This window comes from Ruegeria sp. AD9, assembly GCF_056542305.1.
Map to the genome: position 1 here is coordinate 81714 of NZ_JBQFZP010000003.1, position 19301 is coordinate 101014.

General features: G+C 57.4%; 23 protein-coding genes and 1 tRNA gene. 15 read left to right on the forward strand and 9 right to left on the reverse strand.

The window, feature by feature from the left end; genetic code table 11:
* Positions 1 to 6 precede the first annotated feature (6 nt).
* Positions 7 to 1989 (forward strand): RNA polymerase sigma factor RpoD, encoded by a 1983-nt coding sequence (rpoD, locus tag ACR0AM_RS05760; RefSeq protein ID WP_480476408.1) that lies wholly within the window; start codon positions 7 to 9, stop codon positions 1987 to 1989.
* Positions 1990 to 2167: 178 nt separating this feature from the next.
* On the opposite strand, the gene ACR0AM_RS05765 is transcribed toward rpoD, so the two are convergent.
* Positions 2168 to 3187 (reverse strand): helix-turn-helix domain-containing protein, encoded by a 1020-nt coding sequence (locus ACR0AM_RS05765; protein WP_480622376.1) that lies wholly within the window; start codon positions 3185 to 3187, stop codon positions 2168 to 2170.
* A 345-nt stretch (positions 3188 to 3532) separates the two neighbouring features.
* Between ACR0AM_RS05765 and ACR0AM_RS05770 the strand changes: the two genes are divergently transcribed.
* The 6 genes from ACR0AM_RS05770 (at position 3533) to ribD (ending at position 7124) form a co-directional block, all read left to right on the forward strand.
* Entirely contained in the window at positions 3533 to 3970 is a 438-nt protein-coding gene (locus tag ACR0AM_RS05770; protein WP_480622377.1) for a thiol-disulfide oxidoreductase DCC family protein, read from the forward strand.
* A 2-nt stretch (positions 3971 to 3972) separates the two neighbouring features.
* Positions 3973 to 4518: a DUF4166 domain-containing protein gene (locus ACR0AM_RS05775; protein WP_480622378.1), complete on the forward strand. Its 546-nt coding sequence runs from the start codon at positions 3973 to 3975 to the stop codon at positions 4516 to 4518.
* Between the two features lie 78 nt (positions 4519 to 4596).
* The gene (locus tag ACR0AM_RS05780) at positions 4597 to 5001 is read left to right on the forward strand and encodes a hypothetical protein (RefSeq protein WP_480476416.1); all 405 of its coding nucleotides are present in this window, start codon (positions 4597 to 4599) and stop codon (positions 4999 to 5001) included.
* Between the two features lie 21 nt (positions 5002 to 5022).
* Positions 5023 to 5436 carry a secondary thiamine-phosphate synthase enzyme YjbQ gene (locus ACR0AM_RS05785; protein ID WP_480554634.1) on the forward strand — a complete coding sequence of 138 codons (414 nt, stop codon included), beginning with the start codon at positions 5023 to 5025 and terminating at the stop codon, positions 5434 to 5436.
* A 120-nt stretch (positions 5437 to 5556) separates the two neighbouring features.
* Positions 5557 to 6027, forward strand: a complete 471-nt coding sequence (gene nrdR, locus ACR0AM_RS05790) for a transcriptional regulator NrdR (protein WP_267367325.1) — start codon at positions 5557 to 5559, stop codon at positions 6025 to 6027.
* Positions 6024 to 7124, forward strand: a complete 1101-nt coding sequence (gene ribD / locus ACR0AM_RS05795) for a bifunctional diaminohydroxyphosphoribosylaminopyrimidine deaminase/5-amino-6-(5-phosphoribosylamino)uracil reductase RibD (protein ID WP_480622379.1) — start codon at positions 6024 to 6026, stop codon at positions 7122 to 7124. The genes nrdR and ribD overlap by 4 nt, the downstream gene beginning before the upstream one ends.
* Positions 7125 to 7126: 2 nt before the next feature.
* Here the strand turns inward: ribD and ACR0AM_RS05800 are convergent, their stop codons facing one another.
* The 3 genes from ACR0AM_RS05800 to ACR0AM_RS05810 form a co-directional block, all read right to left on the reverse strand.
* The gene (locus ACR0AM_RS05800) at positions 7127 to 9127 is read right to left on the reverse strand and encodes a capsular polysaccharide biosynthesis protein (RefSeq protein ID WP_480622380.1); all 2001 of its coding nucleotides are present in this window, start codon (positions 9125 to 9127) and stop codon (positions 7127 to 7129) included.
* 3 nt (positions 9128 to 9130) lie between these two features.
* Positions 9131 to 10264 carry a polysaccharide biosynthesis/export family protein gene (locus ACR0AM_RS05805; RefSeq protein WP_480622381.1) on the reverse strand — a complete coding sequence of 378 codons (1134 nt, stop codon included), beginning with the start codon at positions 10262 to 10264 and terminating at the stop codon, positions 9131 to 9133.
* A gap of 80 nt (positions 10265 to 10344) precedes the next feature.
* Positions 10345 to 11643 (reverse strand): capsule biosynthesis protein, encoded by a 1299-nt coding sequence (locus ACR0AM_RS05810; RefSeq protein WP_480622382.1) that lies wholly within the window; start codon positions 11641 to 11643, stop codon positions 10345 to 10347.
* 141 nt (positions 11644 to 11784) lie between these two features.
* Here ACR0AM_RS05810 and ACR0AM_RS05815 point away from each other — a divergent pair, with 141 nt between their 5' ends.
* The 5 genes from ACR0AM_RS05815 (at position 11785) to ACR0AM_RS05835 (ending at position 14996) form a co-directional block, all read left to right on the forward strand.
* The gene (locus ACR0AM_RS05815) at positions 11785 to 12372 is read left to right on the forward strand and encodes a riboflavin synthase (RefSeq protein WP_480476428.1); all 588 of its coding nucleotides are present in this window, start codon (positions 11785 to 11787) and stop codon (positions 12370 to 12372) included.
* A gap of 104 nt (positions 12373 to 12476) precedes the next feature.
* Positions 12477 to 13598 carry a 3,4-dihydroxy-2-butanone-4-phosphate synthase gene (gene ribB, locus ACR0AM_RS05820; protein ID WP_209504308.1) on the forward strand — a complete coding sequence of 374 codons (1122 nt, stop codon included), beginning with the start codon at positions 12477 to 12479 and terminating at the stop codon, positions 13596 to 13598.
* Between the two features lie 2 nt (positions 13599 to 13600).
* Positions 13601 to 14152, forward strand: a complete 552-nt coding sequence (locus tag ACR0AM_RS05825; RefSeq protein WP_480557352.1) for a 6,7-dimethyl-8-ribityllumazine synthase — start codon at positions 13601 to 13603, stop codon at positions 14150 to 14152.
* Positions 14149 to 14631 carry a transcription antitermination factor NusB gene (gene nusB / locus ACR0AM_RS05830; protein ID WP_209504306.1) on the forward strand — a complete coding sequence of 161 codons (483 nt, stop codon included), beginning with the start codon at positions 14149 to 14151 and terminating at the stop codon, positions 14629 to 14631. Before ACR0AM_RS05825 ends, nusB begins: the two co-directional genes overlap by 4 nt.
* 59 nt (positions 14632 to 14690) lie before the next feature.
* A complete protein-coding gene (locus tag ACR0AM_RS05835) occupies positions 14691 to 14996 on the forward strand; it encodes a hypothetical protein (RefSeq protein ID WP_480476434.1) in 306 nt (101 codons plus the stop codon).
* A 214-nt stretch (positions 14997 to 15210) separates the two neighbouring features.
* Here the strand turns inward: ACR0AM_RS05835 and ACR0AM_RS05840 are convergent, their stop codons facing one another.
* Together ACR0AM_RS05840 and ACR0AM_RS05845 are read right to left on the reverse strand one after the other, a co-directional pair.
* Entirely contained in the window at positions 15211 to 15636 is a 426-nt protein-coding gene (locus ACR0AM_RS05840; RefSeq protein ID WP_480622383.1) for an SRPBCC family protein, read from the reverse strand.
* Positions 15633 to 15953, reverse strand: a complete 321-nt coding sequence (locus tag ACR0AM_RS05845; protein ID WP_480476940.1) for an ArsR/SmtB family transcription factor — start codon at positions 15951 to 15953, stop codon at positions 15633 to 15635. Before ACR0AM_RS05845 ends, ACR0AM_RS05840 begins: the two co-directional genes overlap by 4 nt.
* Positions 15954 to 16067: 114 nt before the next feature.
* Between ACR0AM_RS05845 and ACR0AM_RS05850 the strand changes: the two genes are divergently transcribed.
* Entirely contained in the window at positions 16068 to 16499 is a 432-nt protein-coding gene (locus ACR0AM_RS05850) for an MmcB family DNA repair protein (protein ID WP_480493473.1), read from the forward strand.
* Between the two features lie 5 nt (positions 16500 to 16504).
* Here the strand turns inward: ACR0AM_RS05850 and ACR0AM_RS05855 are convergent, their stop codons facing one another.
* On the reverse strand, positions 16505 to 16693 hold the full coding sequence (locus tag ACR0AM_RS05855; RefSeq protein WP_117869403.1) for a DUF6324 family protein: 189 nt from the start codon (positions 16691 to 16693) through the stop codon (positions 16505 to 16507).
* A 77-nt stretch (positions 16694 to 16770) separates the two neighbouring features.
* Here ACR0AM_RS05855 and ACR0AM_RS05860 point away from each other — a divergent pair, with 77 nt between their 5' ends.
* On the forward strand, positions 16771 to 17253 hold the full coding sequence (locus tag ACR0AM_RS05860; protein ID WP_480476440.1) for a GNAT family N-acetyltransferase: 483 nt from the start codon (positions 16771 to 16773) through the stop codon (positions 17251 to 17253).
* A 48-nt stretch (positions 17254 to 17301) separates the two neighbouring features.
* Positions 17302 to 17378: transfer RNA gene (locus ACR0AM_RS05865), tRNA-His, on the forward strand.
* A gap of 92 nt (positions 17379 to 17470) precedes the next feature.
* Here the strand turns inward: ACR0AM_RS05865 and ACR0AM_RS05870 are convergent.
* Positions 17471 to 18277 (reverse strand): ABC transporter permease, encoded by an 807-nt coding sequence (locus ACR0AM_RS05870; RefSeq protein ID WP_480476442.1) that lies wholly within the window; start codon positions 18275 to 18277, stop codon positions 17471 to 17473.
* A 91-nt stretch (positions 18278 to 18368) separates the two neighbouring features.
* Positions 18369 to 19256 carry an ABC transporter permease gene (locus ACR0AM_RS05875; protein ID WP_480517728.1) on the reverse strand — a complete coding sequence of 296 codons (888 nt, stop codon included), beginning with the start codon at positions 19254 to 19256 and terminating at the stop codon, positions 18369 to 18371.
* Positions 19257 to 19301 lie beyond the last annotated feature (45 nt).

Below are 19301 nucleotides of genomic sequence, written 5' to 3' on the forward strand. Positions count from 1 at the left end.
CATTGAATGGCCGCCAAAGATACGACCGAAGATAGCAAATCCGACGAGCAGGAACAGGAAATCTCGCTGGACATGAGCCAGGCCAACGTCAAGAAGATGATCGCCGAGGCCCGCGAGAAAGGTTACATCACCTACGATCAGCTCAATCAGGTATTGCCGCCTGATCAGGTCAGTTCGGAACAGATCGAAGACGTTATGTCGATGCTGTCCGAGATGGGCATCAACATCATCGAAGATGAAGAGGCCGAAGAGGAAGAGAACAAAGGCTCGACCGATCTGACAACCACCGAAAGCAACCGCGAGGTTGCGTTGGCAGGGGCCGCCACTGAAAAGCTGGACCGCACCGACGACCCTGTTCGCATGTATCTGCGCGAGATGGGTTCGGTTGAACTGCTCAGCCGTGAGGGCGAGATTGCCATCGCCAAGCGGATTGAAGCAGGGCGCAACACCATGATCGCAGGCCTGTGCGAAAGCCCGTTGACCTTCCAGGCGATCACCATCTGGCACGATGAATTGTTGTCCGAAGACATTCTGCTGCGGGATGTCATCGATCTGGAAACCACGTTCGGCAACCAGCTGGACGAAGACGGCGACGCGCCAGTCGTTGATGCGTCTGCCGTGCAGGCTGCAAAACCTGCAAGAGAGGCCGGGCCGGAACTGGATGCGGATGGCAACCCGATCACCAGCGACGACGATGATGACGAAGACGATCAGGTTAATATGTCGCTGGCCGCGATGGAAGCGGCATTGAAGGATCAGGTTCTGACCACTCTGGAACGGATCTCTACCGATTTCGCGATGCTGTCTGAAATGCAGGACAGCCGTATCTCGGCCACCCTGAACGAGGATGGCACGTTCAGCGAAGAGGACGAAGCGACTTATCAGAAGTTGCGGGCCGAGATTGTGCAACTGGTGAATGGTCTTCACCTGCACAACAACCGGATCGAGGCTTTGATCGATCAGCTTTACGGTATCAACCGTCGCGTTATGGCGCTGGACAGCTCGATGGTGAAGCTGGCCGATCAGGCGCGGATCAACCGTCGCGAGTTCATCGACGAATACCGCGGCCGCGAACTGGACCCGAACTGGCTGGCCGAGATGGCGGAAAAGCCGGGTCGGGGTTGGCAGATGTTCATCGAACGCTCAACCGCGAAGGTCGAAGAACTGCGCAACGACATGGCTCAGGTCGGCCAGTATGTGGGTCTGGACATCAGCGAATTCCGCCGCATCGTTCAGCAGGTCCAGAAGGGTGAAAAAGAGGCGCGGCAGGCCAAGAAGGAAATGGTCGAAGCCAACCTGCGTCTGGTGATCTCGATCGCCAAGAAGTACACGAACCGCGGCCTGCAATTCCTTGATCTTATTCAGGAAGGTAATATCGGCCTGATGAAGGCGGTAGACAAGTTCGAATACCGCCGCGGCTATAAGTTTTCGACCTATGCAACGTGGTGGATTCGTCAGGCGATCACGCGTTCAATCGCGGATCAGGCGCGCACAATCCGTATTCCGGTTCATATGATCGAAACGATCAACAAGCTGGTCCGGACCGGTCGCCAGATGCTGCACGAGATCGGCCGCGAACCGACACCTGAGGAACTGGCCGAAAAGCTGCAAATGCCGCTTGAGAAGGTTCGCAAGGTGATGAAAATCGCCAAAGAGCCGATTTCGCTGGAAACGCCGATTGGTGACGAAGAAGACAGCCAGCTGGGTGATTTCATCGAGGACAAGAATGCCGTTCTGCCTCTGGACAGCGCCATTCAGGAAAACCTCAAGGAAACCACCACACGGGTTTTGGCCTCGCTCACCCCGCGCGAAGAACGTGTGCTGCGGATGCGTTTCGGCATCGGTATGAACACCGATCACACGCTTGAAGAGGTGGGTCAGCAGTTCAGCGTGACCCGCGAACGTATCCGCCAGATTGAAGCGAAGGCGCTGCGGAAGCTGAAGCATCCCAGCCGATCCCGAAAGCTTCGGTCCTTCCTGGATCAATAATTTCCAAGGCGCCTCACCCGAGGCGCCTTTTTTCAATCAAGGCGCTCTTCACGATGGCCTGTTCTCCCATCACATTGGCGGGAACGCACAAGGCCCGGACCTTCTGTCCTTCTATATCCGGTCTGTCCACTCATGGGACGGGCCGGGGCGAGGTTTTTCAAGCTGATGACCCCCGGTCTCACGTCCGTATCGGGTGTGCCAACCGTGTCTTGAACGCGCTGGGCGGCTGGCCTGTCCAACGTTTGAAAGCGGTCGAAAATGCGGCCTGATCCGCATAGCCCAGCGAATAGGCGATTTCGGACAAGGGCATTTCATTCTTGATAAAGGTCTGCGCCAGGTCGCACCGCAGATCGTCGACAACATCGCGATAGCTGGTGCCTTCATCCCTGAGGCGCCTGCTGAAGGTTCTAAGGCTCATCCCCAGATCAGCCGCGACGCTTTCGGCCTGCGGGATTGCGCCGGGCAGGGAACGGGTAACCAGCCCTTCGACCTTGGAGCGGGTCAGATGTTTGGGCGCGCCTCTCTCAGAAAGCAGGCGATCTGCATATCCCAGCAAGTGCTCTCTGAGTTGGGGGTCATATGTCGGCACCGGCAGGTCCAGCGCGGAAAGTGGCAGGATAATCTCGAGGCTCTCAGCCCCAAAGGTCACGGGAAAACCGGCAAGCTTCTCAAATCTTCGGGCGTGGTCGCCGACCCTGTGCTGAAACCGAATTTCTATCGGATAGAGATTGACTTGCGTCAGGTTCCGCATTCTGGCCAGGGCAGCAAATATCAGGAACTCGGTGCGTCTGTGATACCGCGTAAATCCGGGGTCTTTCCACTCGGCTTCCAAGGTCGCAAAGTTACCCGCGACGCGCAGGTTAAGCGCGATGGCAGGGTCGATGATGCCGTGAAAGCGCGAGAGGTTCTCCATCACCTGTTTCAGATCGCGGGAATACTTGCTGATATAGGCGGTCACGGTCGAGGCTGACGTAACCTCAAGACCCGTGCGAGCTGCAAACGTGACGTCGTGGGTGGCGTCACATGCATAACGGATAAACAAAGCCTCGCTTTGTACGCTGTAGGTTGAGACCGGCGGCGCGATATCCTGAGGGCGCAGCCCTGCCATCTTCAGGACATTACAGGACATATCGCCATTTCCGGAATAGCGGTCCAGTGCCTGAACAAACAGATGAAGTCGGCCGATATCGACATCCATCGCGAAGCAGTACCTCAAATTTTCAAATACATAAGCGGACTATTACAGAATTCTCTTTCATGATCGACGGTGCTGACAAGTCGATTTCACACAGAAACAAGCCATCGGTGGCAAATTCTCGAATTTTATTGACCGGTATGGACAAGCGTCGCCATGTGCAACGAACCAATTCAGCAATGTTGCCGGGTCCAGACCTTTATGGGGATGAGGTCAGAGCCTCGGGGAAATCACCAGCCTCTGGTCAAGGCTCCCCGGCACGCCCCCATACCTTTCGTACATGTCGCATTGCTTCGCTCAGGTGGTTTTGTCAGGCTGGCTTTAAGTCAAAAATACCGGTGAAAAACCTTGCAAGATGTTTTTGAGAATACAGGGGTTTATGACCAAAACCTGATTGTGTTTGACGGCGAATGCGTGCTGTGTTCGGGGTTTTTCCAGTTTATGCTGAAACGTGACCGGCGCCATGTTTTCCAATTTGCCACGGCGCAGTCCCCGCTTGGGCAAAAACTGTATCGAGATCTCGGCCTTCCCACACAGGATTTTCAAACCAATCTGGTGGTCGTGGATGGCGCTGTTTTTCAGCATCTGGATGCATTTTCCGAGGCGATGCGACAGTTGCGCGCTCCGTGGTCGCTGTTATCAATATGCCGGTTTCTGCCTCGGCCCATCAAGGATCCGGCCTATCGCTTGATCGCACGAAACAGATACGCGTTCTTTGGTCGTTCCAAGACATGTCTGGTTCCCGGTCCCGATATCAGCGCTCGTTTTGCCGAAAACGGGTACTAGCGATGGGCGATCCCTTTCTTAAGGCGATAGGATCGACCGAAAGGTTGCCAAAGGCGGTTCGAATTCTGCACATGAGCGAGGGCTGCTTTGCGGGACGCTGCGACATCGAACGTGGCAAAGGGCTATGGGTTGCCCTTGCAACACGTCTGGCCGGATTTCCGCGAAGCGGCAAAGACGTCCCCGTTTCCCTGCAAATTGGTGCAAATGGCGAATTCTGGTCATGGGACCGGAATTTCGCGGGCCACAAAACCCGATCAACTCTGAAATATGATACGAAAAGAGAGTGTGTTCGGGAATCTTTCGGCTCGATCTCAATCTGGTTAAAGCCCATTTGGCGGGAAAACGGAATGCACATCAAAATCCTCCGCCTGACCGTGTTTGGTATTCCGATGCCAGCTTTTGCCTTGCCGCGATCAAGAACGCGCGAATGGCAGGACAAAACGGGGCGCTTTCGGTTTGTTGTGTCTGCGGACGCGCCGGGACTGGGAATGTTGATCAGGTATCAGGGATGGCTCACGCCGGTTCACGTATCGCACGAGACAGATTAAACAGAACGTGAGCGACCCTGTGCGGACGAAGCTAATGGCCTAACCTTTTTGACACACACAATCAGGGAAGTAATGACAATGAAACATACACGGACATTTGCCGCGATTGCCGCCCTGGCGTTCAGCATTCCCATGGCTGCTGACGCAGCGCCGCACGGGTACCGGACCGAGCCGATAAACGCCACTGACTTCGAGGTTATTCCGCGCGGCGACCAGCGTACCGAAGGATACTGGTGCGCGGCAGCGGATTATGCACGGCGTACTTTGGGCGCGGGCTGGCGCGATCCGATCTACGTGTTGCGCGGGTATGGGCCAAGCGTCACCACAGGGCGTAAAACAGCGGTTCAGTTTTCGATCAAGCCGCCACAGAATGTTGGTGCGCAGCCAAGCAGCTTTGTTTCGGTTGGTTTTCAGCCGGGGTACAGCATGTCTGTACAAGGCGCGAATGCCAGGTGTAACTATCGACCGTTCTTTAACGACTGACAAAACGGCGAGACACCGTGAATGCAGACTGAATTTGTAATACAGACCCAAGGTTCAGGTCTTTACGAGTTCACGGCCGAGTTGACGCATTGGCTGGGGCAGGTGGCGACGGATGGCTTACTGACGCTTTTCGTTCGCCACACCTCCTGTTCGTTGCTTATTCAGGAAAACGCGGATCCCGAAGTTCAAACCGACCTTCGGGCGTTCTTCGAAAGGCTGGTGCCGTCATCCAATCACCCGTCAATGTCGTATCTAAGGCATACTTATGAAGGCCCCGATGACATGCCCGCGCATATAAAAGCTGCGCTGTTGCCTGTATCCTTGTCGATACCTGTGTCGCAGGGTCGCCCATGCCTTGGAACATGGCAGGGGATATATCTGTTTGAACACCGCACGGCACCACACCAGAGACGGATTGCAGCGCACCTGGCCTGACCCTTTATCTAGCGGTTGAAATTTCCGACTACCCAAATCCTAGTTGCTGCCCTATAGTTGTGGATAAGTAAGTCGCAGCGCTTACAAAAAGAGGCGGAACAAGGGACGAGGAGACGGCGGATGCGCTGCCCGTTTTGCGGAAATATCGATACTCAGGTAAAAGATTCACGTCCGGCAGAGGATCACGTGGCAATCCGCCGACGCCGGTTCTGCCCGGCCTGTGGCGGGCGGTTCACGACCTATGAACGTGTGCAACTGCGTGATTTGGTTGTCATAAAGACCAATGGTAAGCGCGAGGATTTCGATCGCGATAAACTGGAACGTTCGATCCGTATCTCGATGCAGAAACGGCCAGTTGATCCCGAGCGGATCGATCAGATGATATCGGGTATCGTACGTCGGCTGGAAAGCATGGGCGATACGGATATCCCGTCCCACAAGATCGGCGAGATCGTCATGGAAGCTCTGGCGCGGATCGATACCGTCGCTTATGTTCGCTTTGCGAGTGTGTACAAGAATTTCCAGGCGGCCGATGATTTTGAGGAGTTTGTCCACGAACTGCGCCCGCCGCAGCCACCGACGGACGAGTGAGCGAAACAGATAAGCGATTCATGGCGCTGGCCCTGTCACTGGGGCGGCGCGGCCAGGGGATGTGCTGGCCAAACCCTGCAGTGGGTTGTGTTATCGTGCGCAAAGGCCGGATTGTCGGGCGCGGTTGGACCCAGCCGGGCGGTCGCCCCCATGCCGAGACCGAGGCTTTGGCGCAAGCCGGGCAGGCCGCGCACGGTGCGACCGCCTATGTAACTTTGGAACCCTGCGCCCATCACGGCAAGACACCCCCCTGTGCCGAGGCTTTGATTGCTGCGGGTGTCGCCCGTGTCGTGGCCGCCGTGGAAGACAGTGATCCGCGCGTCGCAGGGCAGGGCTTTGCCAAGTTGCGCGAGGCCGGAATTAAGGTCGTAACCGGTGTCCTCGCAGAGCAGGCGGAACGTGATCTGGAAGGCTTCTTCCTGAAGACGGAACAAGGCCGACCTTTCGTGACCCTCAAGCTAGCCAGCAGTTTTGATGGGCGGATCGCAACCTCGACCGGACACAGCCAATGGATCACCGGGCCACAGGCGCGTCGTGTCGTCCATGCCATGCGTGCGCGTCACGATGCGGTGATGGTCGGAGCGGGTACCGCGCGGGCCGACGATCCGTCACTGACGGTTCGGGATCTTGGCGTTGAACATCAACCGGTGCGCGTTGTCGTTTCGCGCCATATGGACATATCCCTGATGGGACATTTGGCCCGCACAGCATCAAAGACACCTGTCTGGCTCTGCCATGCGCATCACCCGGATTCCGAGCGCGCGAAAGCCTGGGAAGGACTGGGCGCAAGGCTGATCCCCTGCGCGTTGAAAGATCATCAGATTGACGCGGTCGATCTGCTCCATCAGTTGGGGCAAGCCGGTCTGACTAGCGTCTTCTGCGAAGGGGGGGCGGCGCTGGCGGCGTCACTGCTGGCCGAGGATCTGGTGGATGAACTGGTCGGATTTACTGCCGGATTGACCATCGGTGCCGAGGGGCTGGCGGCAGTTGGAACATTGGGGTTAACGACGCTGGACGCTGCGCCAAGATTCGAGCTGATGGAAACCAATAGGGTGGGTGGGGATATCCTGCACCGTTGGCGCAGGGCGTCTGACTAGGTTTAGCGCCACAAGTGCGCATGTGTCGCAAACACGCCCTGAAGTTTTGACAGAACACGATTGAAGGGACCGGTCGGGGCACAAGTGCCCTGCGCCAGACGTTCAACGGCAACCTCGACGGGGCAGGGTTGCCCCGTGACCGGGTCGAAATAGCGAGGATAATCAATAAGGGTGGCATGGACGAGGCCCATCAACGTCGGTCGCGCACCACGCCGGGCAGGAACAGCCCCCAGATCCGTGGTCAGCCCCCAACCCGCATAAAAAGGCGCGCCCAGAGTTGTAACCTTCACGCCGCGCAGCAAAGCTTCGAACCCCAGAAGCGACGTCATGGTCCATACTTCCTGCACGTGCAGCAACAATGATGCGGGGTCTGTTTGGGTTGCGACGATGTCGGCAATTGCCTCGGCATCGATCCTGCCTTCGCGCAAACCCGCTTCGACATCGGGGTGGGGTTTGTAAATCAGGATCGCGTCGGGATTGGCGTCCCGCGCAGCTTTCAGCAGGTCCAGATTGTTGCGAACCGCGCTGGTACCCAACAGGATCGAGGCATCGTCCTCGACCTGTCCGGGCACAAGAATACGATGGCCTTCGGGCAGGGGGCTGGCGGGATTGCCGGTATTGTATTTGCTCAAGCCTGCGGCCAAGAGGTTCTCGATAAGACGCTCTGCGCGCAGGTCCTGATCCGGCCTCAACGTTTCACGCAAAGTGATCAACTCTTCCAACTGGCTGGGTTTTGTCGGGTCGTAATAGATACCGAATTCGTCCGTCACCAGCGACAGTGGCGGGACCAGTGCCGCCCCAAGTCCACGTGAACGCAAGAACCCGTCTTCGACCCGAACCGCCCCTTCGGTGTTCCTTGCCTGGCTGGCCCAGACCATGTGGGGGTGGTCCGGTGTGCCGGGTTGAGATGCCGTAAAGCGCAGCTTTCCATGTTGTCCGAAGAACTGTTGCAGATGCCTGCGTTTCCACAAGCGCATCCCGGATGCCGTCCAGCCGTTCTTGTCCTGTCGCCAAACGCGGGTCTGTGCCTCTAACGTGTCCAGCACCGTTTCCAGCTCGCACAGCTGATCGCGATAGGGATCGTACCAAGTCGGGTAAAGCAGCATGGCGGCCGCGAACAATTGTGCCCGTGTCAGGCTGCGCTGACGACGCGGAACGGGGCGGTCATCCTGCGTCAGGCCCCATCCTGCATAGAAAGGTTGGCCGAAAACACGCGGTTTGTGGCCAGCCAGAATTGCCTCAAACCCCAGTTGCGAGGACACGGTGTAGACTGCGACAGCCCCTTCAAGCAACGGCCATGGGCTGATCGGGTCGCTGAACTGCGATATCCGGTCTGACAGGTCCTGATTGGTAAAATGCCCCTGACGGTGACCAGCCAGTGTTTCAGGATGCGTCTTGATCAGGATACGCGCGCCGGGGTTTTCCTCCTGCGCCAAGACAAGCATTTCAAGAAACCGGGCGCGGTCCGCTCTGCTTGCTGTTACCGACGCATCGCCGGCCGTCTGATCAATCACCAGAACATAACCCGGATCGGGTGGGTCAAGATCGAGATCGAAGGCGGAGTACTTGCTGAGGTTAAGCTCCCTGATCCGCGTGATCGCGGCGCGGGCACGGTTCAGCAGGGCCGTGTCATCCAGCGGGTGCGTGGCCAGCACTGTTTCAAGTTCAGATGGCGCAGCGGCATCGAAATGCAGGCCGGAACGATCCAGTAACAGCCCCAAAGGGGGCTCGCCATTCCGGCCCGGGTGCAGAGATCTGAGAAAGGCGTCCTCGACCCGCAGAACCGGGGCAGCGTGTTTTTCGGCAATCTTAAGACCGCGATGCGCTGTCGGGCTGTTGCCCCAGACACCTACGCAATCGCCGTCTTTGGGATATCCCAGACGAATGTCGTAACCCGCAAGCGACAGAATTCTTCTCAGACGTTTCTGGGTCAGAAAGCCGCCGTTATAGACAAACAGCCGATTTTGCCCGCTCCCGGCTGACGTGTCGGGATCGGGCCTCATGCATCAATTGCCGGTTAGGGTGGCAACGTTTGCAACGGGTGTCAGACCGCCTGCGATAAGTGAGATCGATTTGCTCCATTGTGCATAGGGCGCTTCGGTCACGTAGATCGTATCATCGTCCCGGATCACGAAATCGCGTGCAATGAACAGGCCGTTGGGGGCTGTCAGGTTCAGCAGGTAGATCATGCGCTGATCCCCTTTGAGGTCGGCGCGTCCGGTGATACTGCGGGCGACATCCTGACGTTCCTTGCGCAGGATAAAGATACCGGTTGGATCTGAGGACAGCGTCAGCAGACCACCGACCTGTGCCAAGGCTTCCAGTGCCGACAGGTCCTGACTTTCAAATGCCACGCGCGACTGGCCCCCGGTTGCGCCAAGGGCGATATACGATCTGCTGTCCTCTTCCACCAGAATGCGGTCGCCACCGCGCAGGGCGACGTCCAGCTTGGGGTTGCGAAACAGGTCCTCGTACCAAACGGTACCCTTCTGATCGCCCCGGATCAGGGTCACCAGCGCGATGTCAGACGCGACCGAGACTCCGCCCGCCTGGGACAACATACCAAGCAGCGACCGGGTTGGCCGTTCAATCGGATAAATGCCCGGCGCGGCGACCGTGCCCGTCAGCGAGACGGTGGACCCGTCACCAGCGACGCGCCGCACTTCGACCTGCGGGTCCGGCGTTTGTTCCTGAAGCTTGTCTGTGATCAGAACGCGCAGCTGTTCCGGCGTGTTTCCCGCAGCCCGAATCCTGCCTGCATAGGGAACAAAGATAAATCCGTCGCTGTCGACCTGAACCTCATTCAACGCGGTCGCAAGACCGGTTTCGCCGGACAGAAGGCCATCGTCGACGTTTTCCCAGATGGTCAGCCCCAGCACGTCGCCAGGGCGGACGGTATCCGCGGTCAATGTCTGGGCACTGCTAAAGGAGGAAGAAAAACCATACTGAGGAATAGCGGATGTCGCGCGTGTGACGTTGTCATCAACTTCAACGACAAATGCGTTGCCCCCTTTTTGAACTGAACCGGCCAGAATTTCGGATTTGTTCGGTCCGGATTTTGGCAGCTGGCACGCGGCCAGCAGGCCAATTGCAGCCACAAAGGACACGCCCCGAATCCATCGCCTAGGAGAGACTTTCACCGCCCGATATCCTCAGTCTTTTGTAGTTGCGTGCAGATTAGCTGGTAAGTTGCTTAACTTCCAGTCACACACCACCCGTTTCATTCGACGACTTTCAACTGTGTCGTTCGCGCCTCGTTCGTATTCAGAACCGATTGGTAGGGATCGTTGGTGTCCAAAAGCATATCCACGGCGCGGCGCAGCAGCTGACGGCGCCCTCGTCTTGAATAGAACCCGCCGGGTACCTGACTGGTTTCCAGAAGAAATTGCCGATAACAGCGATAGGCTTCGGAATCGGGGCGGCAAGGATCGGCAAAAAACGCCGCGATCGGCTGCTGCGAGACGAAATCGGGTTTGTCATAAACCGAACGCCCGAAAATGCGCAATGGAATGCCCCGCCACAGGACCTGCTGTCCGGCGGTGGAATTCACGGTGACGGCCGAATTCGCCTCATCCAGCAATCTGGCCAGCTTGCCGCCCGGCACATAATGAACCCGGTCGTCGATGCCGTGTTTTCTGGCAATCTCACGGGCCCGGCGTCGCAACGGTTCGCGATGGTTTTCCAGGGGGTGTTCCTTTACCACCAGCCTGTGATGGGTCGGCGCGCCTTGCGCAAATCCTTCGATTACCAGCTCAAGAAATTCACACATGCCCGAAAAGCTGGAATGAGCTTTCACCGAGCTGTCATGCCCAAGCTGCAACAGAACGAGGTGGTAGGGGTATCCGCCCCATCTGACCCGCGCCGTCGCCACACTTCGCTGAAGACGATGAAAAGGCATCAAAAACAGGCGCTTGAGGTACAATCTGAATTCTTGCGAGACAGGTAATTCCCTGTGCGGTTGAAAGTTTCGGTAGCGGCTGTTCAGAGTCATCACGAACCAATGATAAAGGGCGCCATAGAAGATATGATGCCGCATGTCTCCCCAATGCGACGGGGGCGGCGGCGCCTTTCGGTCGGACAGGGCCATAGCCTGACGCATCTGCTGAACGTCCAGCGTCATCAGCCGGGAATTTCCATTTGACCCGTCCCGCTCATAGGTCACCCACCAGGGGCGCAGATACCCCTCCTCGAATACATGTACGGTAACTCCGCAAGACCGTGCGATTTCGACCGCACGCGCATGTATGGGTCTGGTGTCGCCATATAGTACAATGTCCGTAACAGCTTTTTCAGCGATTAAAGAGGACAGTGTTGCGGGCCAGTTTTCCGGTTTGTCCTGAAACGAGATGTAACTTGCTTTGTCAAACCAGAACGCCTGATCGCCTGCATTGAATCCAACTCGCCAGACCCGAGCCCCCGTCGCGCGCAACATACGCCCCAAGGCCGGGAAAAAAGGTCCGTGCGGGCCCTGAAGGAACAGGAAGACCCGATCATGAGACCTTAAAGGCGGGTGCTGCATCCGAACTGCTCGTATTGTTGTTGTTGCCGAAACTATGCCCGTTTGGTCGGTGTACGGCAAGGCAGGGCTTGCCCGCGCGGCCCGTTGGCCTTACCTCGACGGTGATAGTCAGGCACAGGTTAGGAACTGAGGGTTAACGGAATGTTTACAGGGATCGTCACCGACATGGGCACCGTCGCCGAGCTGGAGCAGCAGGGTGACCTGCGCGCGCGGATCAAGACCGCCTATGACACTGCGGGCATCGATATCGGGGCCTCGATTGCCAGTGACGGTGTGTGTCTGACCGTGATCGCGCTGGGCGACGATTGGTATGATGTCCAGATCAGCGCGGAAACCGTCTCGAAAACCAATCTCGACACATGGACTGTCGGCAAGCGTGTCAATCTGGAACGTGCCCTGAAGGTTGGTGACGAACTGGGCGGTCATATCGTCTCGGGCCATGTGGATGGCGTAGCCGAGGTGATCGCGATCAAGGAAGACGGCGACAGCACCCGCGTCACCCTGCGCGCACCAAAGGATCTTGCACGGTTCATTGCGCCCAAAGGGTCGGTGGCACTGAATGGCACATCCCTGACGGTCAATGACGTGACAGATTGCGATTTCGGCATCAACTTCATCCCACACACCAAAGAGGTCACCACCTGGGGTGACGTGCAGGTCGGTGACCGGGTCAATCTTGAGATCGATACGCTGGCCCGTTATGTGTCGCGTCTGGCCGAGATGTCCTGATACGATACGTCGCGTCGGAGCAGACCTGCGCCGTTTGTGGACTGGTCTTTGTGCCCTCAGTGGTCTATTCCGCCGTTCAAACATGCCATGCGAAAGGCTGCCCAATGAGCTTTGAGACACCCGGCCCGGTCGAGGCCCGGCTGCGCGACGCGATCAGCCCGATCGAAGACATTATTGAAGAGGCGCGTGCGGGCCGGATGTATATTCTGGTCGACCACGAGGATCGCGAAAACGAGGGCGATCTGGTGATTGCTGCCGAGTTCGCCGATGCCGAGGCCATTAACTTTATGGCCACCCATGGCCGTGGCCTTATCTGTCTGCCGATGACAGCAGAACGTGTCGAAGCGCTTGGGTTGCCGATGATGGCGGTGAACAACTCGTCCCGGCACGAAACCGCATTCACCGTGTCCATCGAAGCGCGCGAAGGGGTCAGTACCGGGATCTCGGCCGCCGACCGTGCGCTGACCGTGGCAACTGCGATCAACGAGCAGAACACGATGGCCCATATCGCAACGCCGGGCCACGTCTTCCCCTTGCGCGCCAAGCGGGGTGGGGTGCTGGTGCGTGCCGGTCATACCGAGGCTGCCGTTGATATCTCGCGTCTGGCCGGTCTGAACCCCTCGGGCGTGATCTGCGAGATCATGAAACCCGACGGCACCATGGCGCGTCTGCCCGATCTGGTTGAGTTTGCGCAAGAGCACAACATGAAGATCGGCACGATCAGTGACCTGATCGCCTACCGGTCGCGCAATGACAATCTGGTGGTCGAAACCTCGCGTCAGATGGTGACGTCAGAATATGGCGGCGAGTGGGAGATGCGGCTGTTCACCGATCAGACCCACGGCATCGAACATGTGGTCATGATCAAGGGCGACATCACCACACCCGAACCGGTGTTGACCCGCACCCATGCCCTGCACGAGGCCCCCGATATTCTGGGTCTTGGTCCGAAATCCTCGCGCGAACTGCCGCGCGCCATGGAAAAGATTGCTGAAGAAGGACGGGGCGTGGTCTGCCTGTTCCGTCAACCGCGCAACTCGCTATACGCCACGGGTGACGAGGGGCCGCGCACCATCAAACAAACCGGTCTGGGGGCGCAGATCCTGTCCAAGATGGGAATTCAGGAACTGGTCCTGCTAACCGACTCGCCGCAAACCGTATATCTGGGGCTTGACGCGTTTGGCCTGTCCATCGTCGGCACCCGTTCGATCCTGAAGGAAGACTAATCATGGCTGCTCAAGACGAACATGGCGTTCTGCCGACACCGAAATTTGACAAGCCGGTCAAGCTGCTGATCGTGGCGGCGCCGTTTTATCGTGCGATTGCCGATAACCTGATTGCGGGCGCGAAGGCCGAAATCGAAGCCGCGGGCGGAACCTGCGAAGTGGTCGAGGTTCCCGGCGCGCTGGAAATCCCGACCGCTATCGCAATGGCCGATCGTCAGTGCAACTTTGACGGCTACGTCGCGCTGGGCTGCGTCATTCGTGGCGAGACAACGCATTACGAAACCGTTTGCAACGACTCCAGCCGGGCCATCCAGTTGATGGGCCTGCAGGGCCTGTGCATCGGTAACGGTATTCTGACCGTAGAAAATGACGCGCAGGCCGAAGTCCGCGCGAACCCCAAAAAGATGAATAAAGGGGGTGGGGCTGCTGCTGCGGCCTTGCATCTGATCGCGCTCAGCCGTAAGTGGGGCTCTTCCAAAAAGGGCGTTGGTTTCAAACCGCCGTCCGAGTCCATCCTCGTGGCGGGCGACAGCAACGGACCCTCGACAGCATGACCAAGACAGACGCGCCGAAACCGGCCAACCAGAAACGCCTGATGAAATCCGCCGCCCGGCTTTATGCTGTGCAGGCGCTGTTCCAGATGGAACAGTCCGGGCAAACGACCGAAGCTGTCGTGAACGAGTTTCTGGATCACCGGTTTGGCGCCGTCTATGAGGGCGAGGAGATGCTGGACGGCGACATCTCGGTTTTCAGGTCCCTAGTTGACAACGCGGTGAACTATCAGGCGGCCATCGACCAGATGACTGACCGTGCGTTGGTGGCCAAATGGCCGATCGCGCGCATCGATCCGACCCTTCGTGCGGTGTTCCGTGCCGCAGGTGCCGAGCTGACCCAAAGCGACACGCCGCCAAAGGTTGTCATCACCGAATTCGTCGATGTGGCGCGTGCGTTTTTCCCGGAAGGCAAAGAGCCGAAATTCGTCAACGCTGTGCTGGATCACATGGCGCGCGAGGCACAGCCCGAGGCATTCTGACGCCTTTACGAGAACCAGATATGCGCTAACCTGAATGTCATAGCGCAAAGAGGTTCGCCATGCCCAAATTGATCCGTCTTTATATCACGCAAGTTGCCTGGGGCTTTGTCATTTCGGCTGTGTTTGTCGGCGTTCTGTTGGCTCTGAATGTCGCAAATCTCCGCCATCTGATTACCAGTTCGGAAATCGGCTTTATCGCTTTGGTGATGATCTGGTTCATGAACGGCATTGTCTTTGCCGGTGTTCAGTTCGCCTACAAGATCATGAGCATGGCAGAAAAGCCGCAAGGCCCGCGCCGGGGGACACCTGTTGTACACAGCTTTGAACCGGCGGTTGCAAAGCAGGAAGCCCGCGCAGGGCGCTGAACTTCCGTGGAAAATGTGGCGGGACCACCAAACAACCGTGTGGTTTGATTCCCGAGGACCTGTATATACAGGTGGGCGCCAGGTAATCAGGCCAGGACCTGAACAGAGCCAGCCCCCTCGGAATTGCTTAAGGCCACCAGAATGCTACCTTTCACAAGAAGGGCAGAACCCGCCACGCGCTTAAGTAGGGCGTATGACGGGTTCGCACAAGGGGTCAGGCATCAACAGTTTCGTGCAATGCCGTGCGCATCTTGCCAAAGTGCTCGTCCCAACCCTTGTCCAGCGCCAGGATCAGGCCAAAGGCATCGGCCCCCTGCGGCAGGCCTTCATGCCGCAGGTCAAGGCGCGTCCCGCCTGCGACGGGTTCCAGGGTCCACTTGACCACGCTCACCGCGTCGCCCATCGGTTTTACGGTGAACGTGTATTCCAGATACTTGGGAGGGTTGGCAACGCGAACCTCACCCCAGATCAACAGGTCGCCGCTTGTTGTGCCAAACATCTCCAGCTTTTGACCAGCAGACAGAGTATGTTGAGGTTTGTGGAACCATTCCGCCAGACGATCCGGGTCTGTAAGATAAGCCCAAACCGTTTCCGGCTCGGCCCTCAGAAAGATCGATTTATTCAGAACTGAATCGGTCATTTCGATTTCCTTTCAACAGCTTCCTTGAGAGAATTGAGGCGATCGTCCCAGAACTGGTCAAAATATCTGAGCCAGTCCAGAACGGGGGCCATCCCCTGTGGTTCAAGACGGTTAATGCGTTCGCGGCCGCGGGTTTCAACGGTGATCAAGCCGCCGTCGGATAGCACGGTCAGATGTTTTTTGACCGCGGCCCGGGTCATGTCGAACCGGTCTGTCAACTGCCCGATGGTCATGTCTTGAGACGAGAGCAATTGCACAATGTCCCTACGTGTGGGATCGGCCAGCGCACGAAACGCGTTTTGAGTTCGGTTATCCATAAGCAACCCCAGAAGAGATACCATTTGGTATCATATTAATGCGACACCCAAAGGTATCATGTCAAGTACGACGCAGCACTTTACTTTTGTTCCCTAATTGTTCACATTTCTGACATGACTTTAGATCTGCAGCCCGGACAGAAACTGGCGCGTGGCGTCGCACGCCACCTTGCCGCGCATGGTTTTGTTTCTGTTGAAGAATTCGTTCCGGCACGTGGTCTGCGTGTCGATGTGATGGGGCTGGGTCCCAAAGGTGAGATTTGGGTGATCGAATGCAAATCCAGCCGTGCCGATTATCAATCGGATGCCAAATGGCAGGGCTATCTGGAATGGTGCGACCGATTCTTCTGGGCCGTGGATACCGAGTTTCCGACCGATCTGTTACCTGACGAAACGGGCTTGATCATTGCTGATGCCTATGATGCCGAGATCGTGCGCATGGCGCCCGAGGACAAGCTTGCTCCAGCGCGGCGCAAAAAGATGATCCAGAAATTTGCAACAGATGCAGCACGCCGACTGCATGCACTGCGCGATCCGCGCTTGTAAAAAGCTCAGCCTTTGACGGCGAGGGCGGCCTGTATCGCGGCGCGGATCTCGTCTGCGATTTCTTCGGCTTCCTCGGGATCGAAATCCATCGGAATCTCGATGCCGTCGGCTTCGATGAACAAGCGCACCATCCCCTGATCGGTCGGGCCGATTTGCAGGTTGGCCTGTATATCGCGTTCGGTATTGATGCCCATCTGTGCCTCCGAGACTGAGCATTCGTGCTAGCGTGCACGGGGTTGAGAATCAAGTCACCTTTGCGGTCAGATAAGACATGGATAAAGTGGTTCTCAGAACGTTTCGCCCCGATGATGCCGCGTGGCTGGTTGAACAGCACGGGTTGCTCTATGCGCGCGACGAAGGATTTGATGACAGTTTTGCCCCATTGGTTGCGCGCATCCTTGAGGAGTTCATTGCAGACAACGACCCGTCCTTTGAAAAAGGCTGGATTGCTGAACGGGCTGGACAAAGATTGGGTAGCATCTTCTGCGTGCGCGTGGACCAAACAACCGCCAAACTGCGCCTCTTCCTGCTTGTCCCCGAGGCGCGCGGACTTGGGTTGGGGAAACGGCTGTTACAGACCTGTACAGATTTTGCACGCGAGGCTGGATATCGGGAAATGGTTCTGTGGACCCATGAAAGCCATACGGCCGCCTGCGCGCTTTACAGGGCGTTTGGCTGGGAACTGATAGACAGCAAACCGGTGCATTCCTTTGGGGTCGATCTTGTCGAACAAAGCTGGAGAATTCGGCTTTAATCCTCTTGCATTCCCCGGACGCGTTCGGTACATCGCCCCTCACGAAGTGCCGCCTTAGCTCAGTTGGTTAGAGCGCTGGATTGTGGATCCAGAGGTCCCCTGTTCAAGCCAGGGAGGCGGTACCATTCCCCCATAATCGACTGTCCGTGTTCGCACCGCCAAGCGCATTACAAACATAGTGTAGGCTCGAACGCCGGAAAGTCCGGCGCGCTGATCTTTAGCGCGCCAGGTTCAGTTTGAACCGCATTTTCACCCGTTTCGCAGTGGGCAGGTGGCGGTTCAGGCGTTTGTTGATGAGGCCAAAACCCCCGACAATCACCAATGTCAGCAAGATGAAATAGAACGCCAGAATTGGATAGGGAATAAACGGGTTGAACGTCTTGTCCGCGAAATAGCTGGCGTAATAGAGCGCGTCGCCGCGCTGCTGCCAGGCCGGAAAGGCCGAGAAGAAGACCAGCGTGGTGGCGTGGAACAGAAAGATGGCTTCGTTCGTGTAGGCAGGCCAGGCCAGCCGCAGCATGGTTGGCCAGACGATCCGCCGAAACCGCGACCAGCCGGACATACCATAGGCATCTGCCGCTTCGATATCTCCCTTGGGGATCGAGCGCAGAGCACCATAAAAAATCTCACCTGAATAGGCTGCGGTGTTCAGGAACAGCACGATCAGTGCGCCGAGCCAAGCCGAGGTGAAGGCGTCAAACATTGGATAGGTTTTCTTCAGCGACAGGAAGAAGAAATAGGCAAAGAAGAACTGGATAAAGAGCGGCGAGCCCCGGAACAGGAAGATGAACCATTCGGCAGGTTTGCGCAGCCATTTGTTGGTCGAGGCTTTGCCGACGGCCAGTGCAGTGGCCAGAAAGAACCCGGTCGCCAGCGCCATGACGCCGAAATAGATGTTCCAGATCATGCCCGATCCGATCAGGGTGAACTGTTCGCACAGGGTGAAATCGGTCTTGGGCAGCAGGCGCTCCCCAATGCCAAGCGAACGCAGGCCGTAATCCTGAATGGTCTGGATGCAGCTCATGCTCGGGCTCCCTGGAAAGGAGATTGCGTGCGCGAAGGAGATTGCTGTGCAATCGCGTGCGGCACCCGGTTGCGGTCTTGAATGCGGATCATCATGCCGTGGTCTCCTTGCGCAGAAGCTCTCCGCCCGAAGTGGCCTGTCCGTGGGACAATCGCCGCATCAGTTTTTCTAGCCCAAGTTCCGAGAAACGGGTCATGCCAAGGTAGAAGATCAGCAGGAACAGGAAATACCACATGCGCCAGTCGCCATGCGGGTATTGCGTGAATTTCGAGGTTTTGGTGCCGCCCAGTTCGCGCGCCCAATACACGATATCTTCAACACCCAGCAGGAAGAGCAGGGGCGTCGCCTTGATCAGCACCATCCACAGATTGGACAGGCCGGGCAGCGCGTAGACCCACATCTGAGGCACCAGGATGCGCCAGAAGGTCTGGCGGCGGTTCATACCATAAGCTTCGGCCGTTTCCAGCTGCGCATGTGGTACGGCGCGCATCCCCCCGAACAGGACATTGGCCGCAAAGGCGCCAAAAACGATAGAGAAGGTGATGACCGCCAGGAAAAACCCATAGGTTTCATGCATCCATTCAGGCGCGGTCCCGAGTGGCAGCTTGGCAGCCTGACAAACAAGGAAATCATTGCCCTGGCGGATTGGGTCGGTCCAGTCCGGGCACAATATCTTATGCCGCGTCCACTCGAACGCCTGATCCAGTGCGATGACGAAAAACAGGAAAAACGCAATGTCGGGCACGCCGCGCACAATCGCGATATACCCTTTGCCCAGCCAGCTGAGCGGGGGGAAATGCGAGCGCGCTGCCATGGCACCTGCAAACCCGAAGCCAAGTGCGACGGGCGCGGTCACAGCCAGCAAGGCCAAAACCTTGATGAAAGACAGGTAGAACGACCAGTGTACGCCATTGGTCAGGTAGCATGAAAACCAGCGGAACGTGCCCAGCGTGTCAGGATCAGCGCAGTACGAGAACATATGGCGTCTTTCCAACGTCTGTTCCGGCTAGGCCGGAATCGGCCC

Coding starts and splice junctions, on each gene's coding strand:
- ACR0AM_RS05855 (WP_117869403.1), bottom strand. CDS start 16,693: ATGGGCATCAATACCGAACGCGATATACAGGCCAACCTGCAAATCGGC.
- ACR0AM_RS05850 (WP_480493473.1), top strand. CDS start 16,068: ATGACTTTAGATCTGCAGCCCGGACAGAAACTGGCGCGTGGCGTCGCA.
- ACR0AM_RS05860 (WP_480476440.1), top strand. CDS start 16,771: ATGGATAAAGTGGTTCTCAGAACGTTTCGCCCCGATGATGCCGCGTGG.
- ACR0AM_RS05825 (WP_480557352.1), top strand. CDS start 13,601: ATGGCTGCTCAAGACGAACATGGCGTTCTGCCGACACCGAAATTTGAC.
- ACR0AM_RS05815 (WP_480476428.1), top strand. CDS start 11,785: ATGTTTACAGGGATCGTCACCGACATGGGCACCGTCGCCGAGCTGGAG.
- nusB (WP_209504306.1), top strand. CDS start 14,149: ATGACCAAGACAGACGCGCCGAAACCGGCCAACCAGAAACGCCTGATG.
- ACR0AM_RS05765 (WP_480622376.1), bottom strand. CDS start 3,187: ATGGATGTCGATATCGGCCGACTTCATCTGTTTGTTCAGGCACTGGAC.
- ribB (WP_209504308.1), top strand. CDS start 12,477: ATGAGCTTTGAGACACCCGGCCCGGTCGAGGCCCGGCTGCGCGACGCG.
- nrdR (WP_267367325.1), top strand. CDS start 5,557: ATGCGCTGCCCGTTTTGCGGAAATATCGATACTCAGGTAAAAGATTCA.
- ACR0AM_RS05845 (WP_480476940.1), bottom strand. CDS start 15,953: ATGGATAACCGAACTCAAAACGCGTTTCGTGCGCTGGCCGATCCCACA.
- ACR0AM_RS05810 (WP_480622382.1), bottom strand. CDS start 11,643: ATGCAGCACCCGCCTTTAAGGTCTCATGATCGGGTCTTCCTGTTCCTT.
- ACR0AM_RS05785 (WP_480554634.1), top strand. CDS start 5,023: ATGCAGACTGAATTTGTAATACAGACCCAAGGTTCAGGTCTTTACGAG.
- ACR0AM_RS05800 (WP_480622380.1), bottom strand. CDS start 9,127: ATGAGGCCCGATCCCGACACGTCAGCCGGGAGCGGGCAAAATCGGCTG.
- ACR0AM_RS05835 (WP_480476434.1), top strand. CDS start 14,691: ATGCCCAAATTGATCCGTCTTTATATCACGCAAGTTGCCTGGGGCTTT.
- ACR0AM_RS05875 (WP_480517728.1), bottom strand. CDS start 19,256: ATGTTCTCGTACTGCGCTGATCCTGACACGCTGGGCACGTTCCGCTGG.
- rpoD (WP_480476408.1), top strand. CDS start 7: ATGGCCGCCAAAGATACGACCGAAGATAGCAAATCCGACGAGCAGGAA.
- ACR0AM_RS05840 (WP_480622383.1), bottom strand. CDS start 15,636: ATGACCGATTCAGTTCTGAATAAATCGATCTTTCTGAGGGCCGAGCCG.
- ACR0AM_RS05780 (WP_480476416.1), top strand. CDS start 4,597: ATGAAACATACACGGACATTTGCCGCGATTGCCGCCCTGGCGTTCAGC.
- ACR0AM_RS05775 (WP_480622378.1), top strand. CDS start 3,973: ATGGGCGATCCCTTTCTTAAGGCGATAGGATCGACCGAAAGGTTGCCA.
- ACR0AM_RS05870 (WP_480476442.1), bottom strand. CDS start 18,277: ATGAGCTGCATCCAGACCATTCAGGATTACGGCCTGCGTTCGCTTGGC.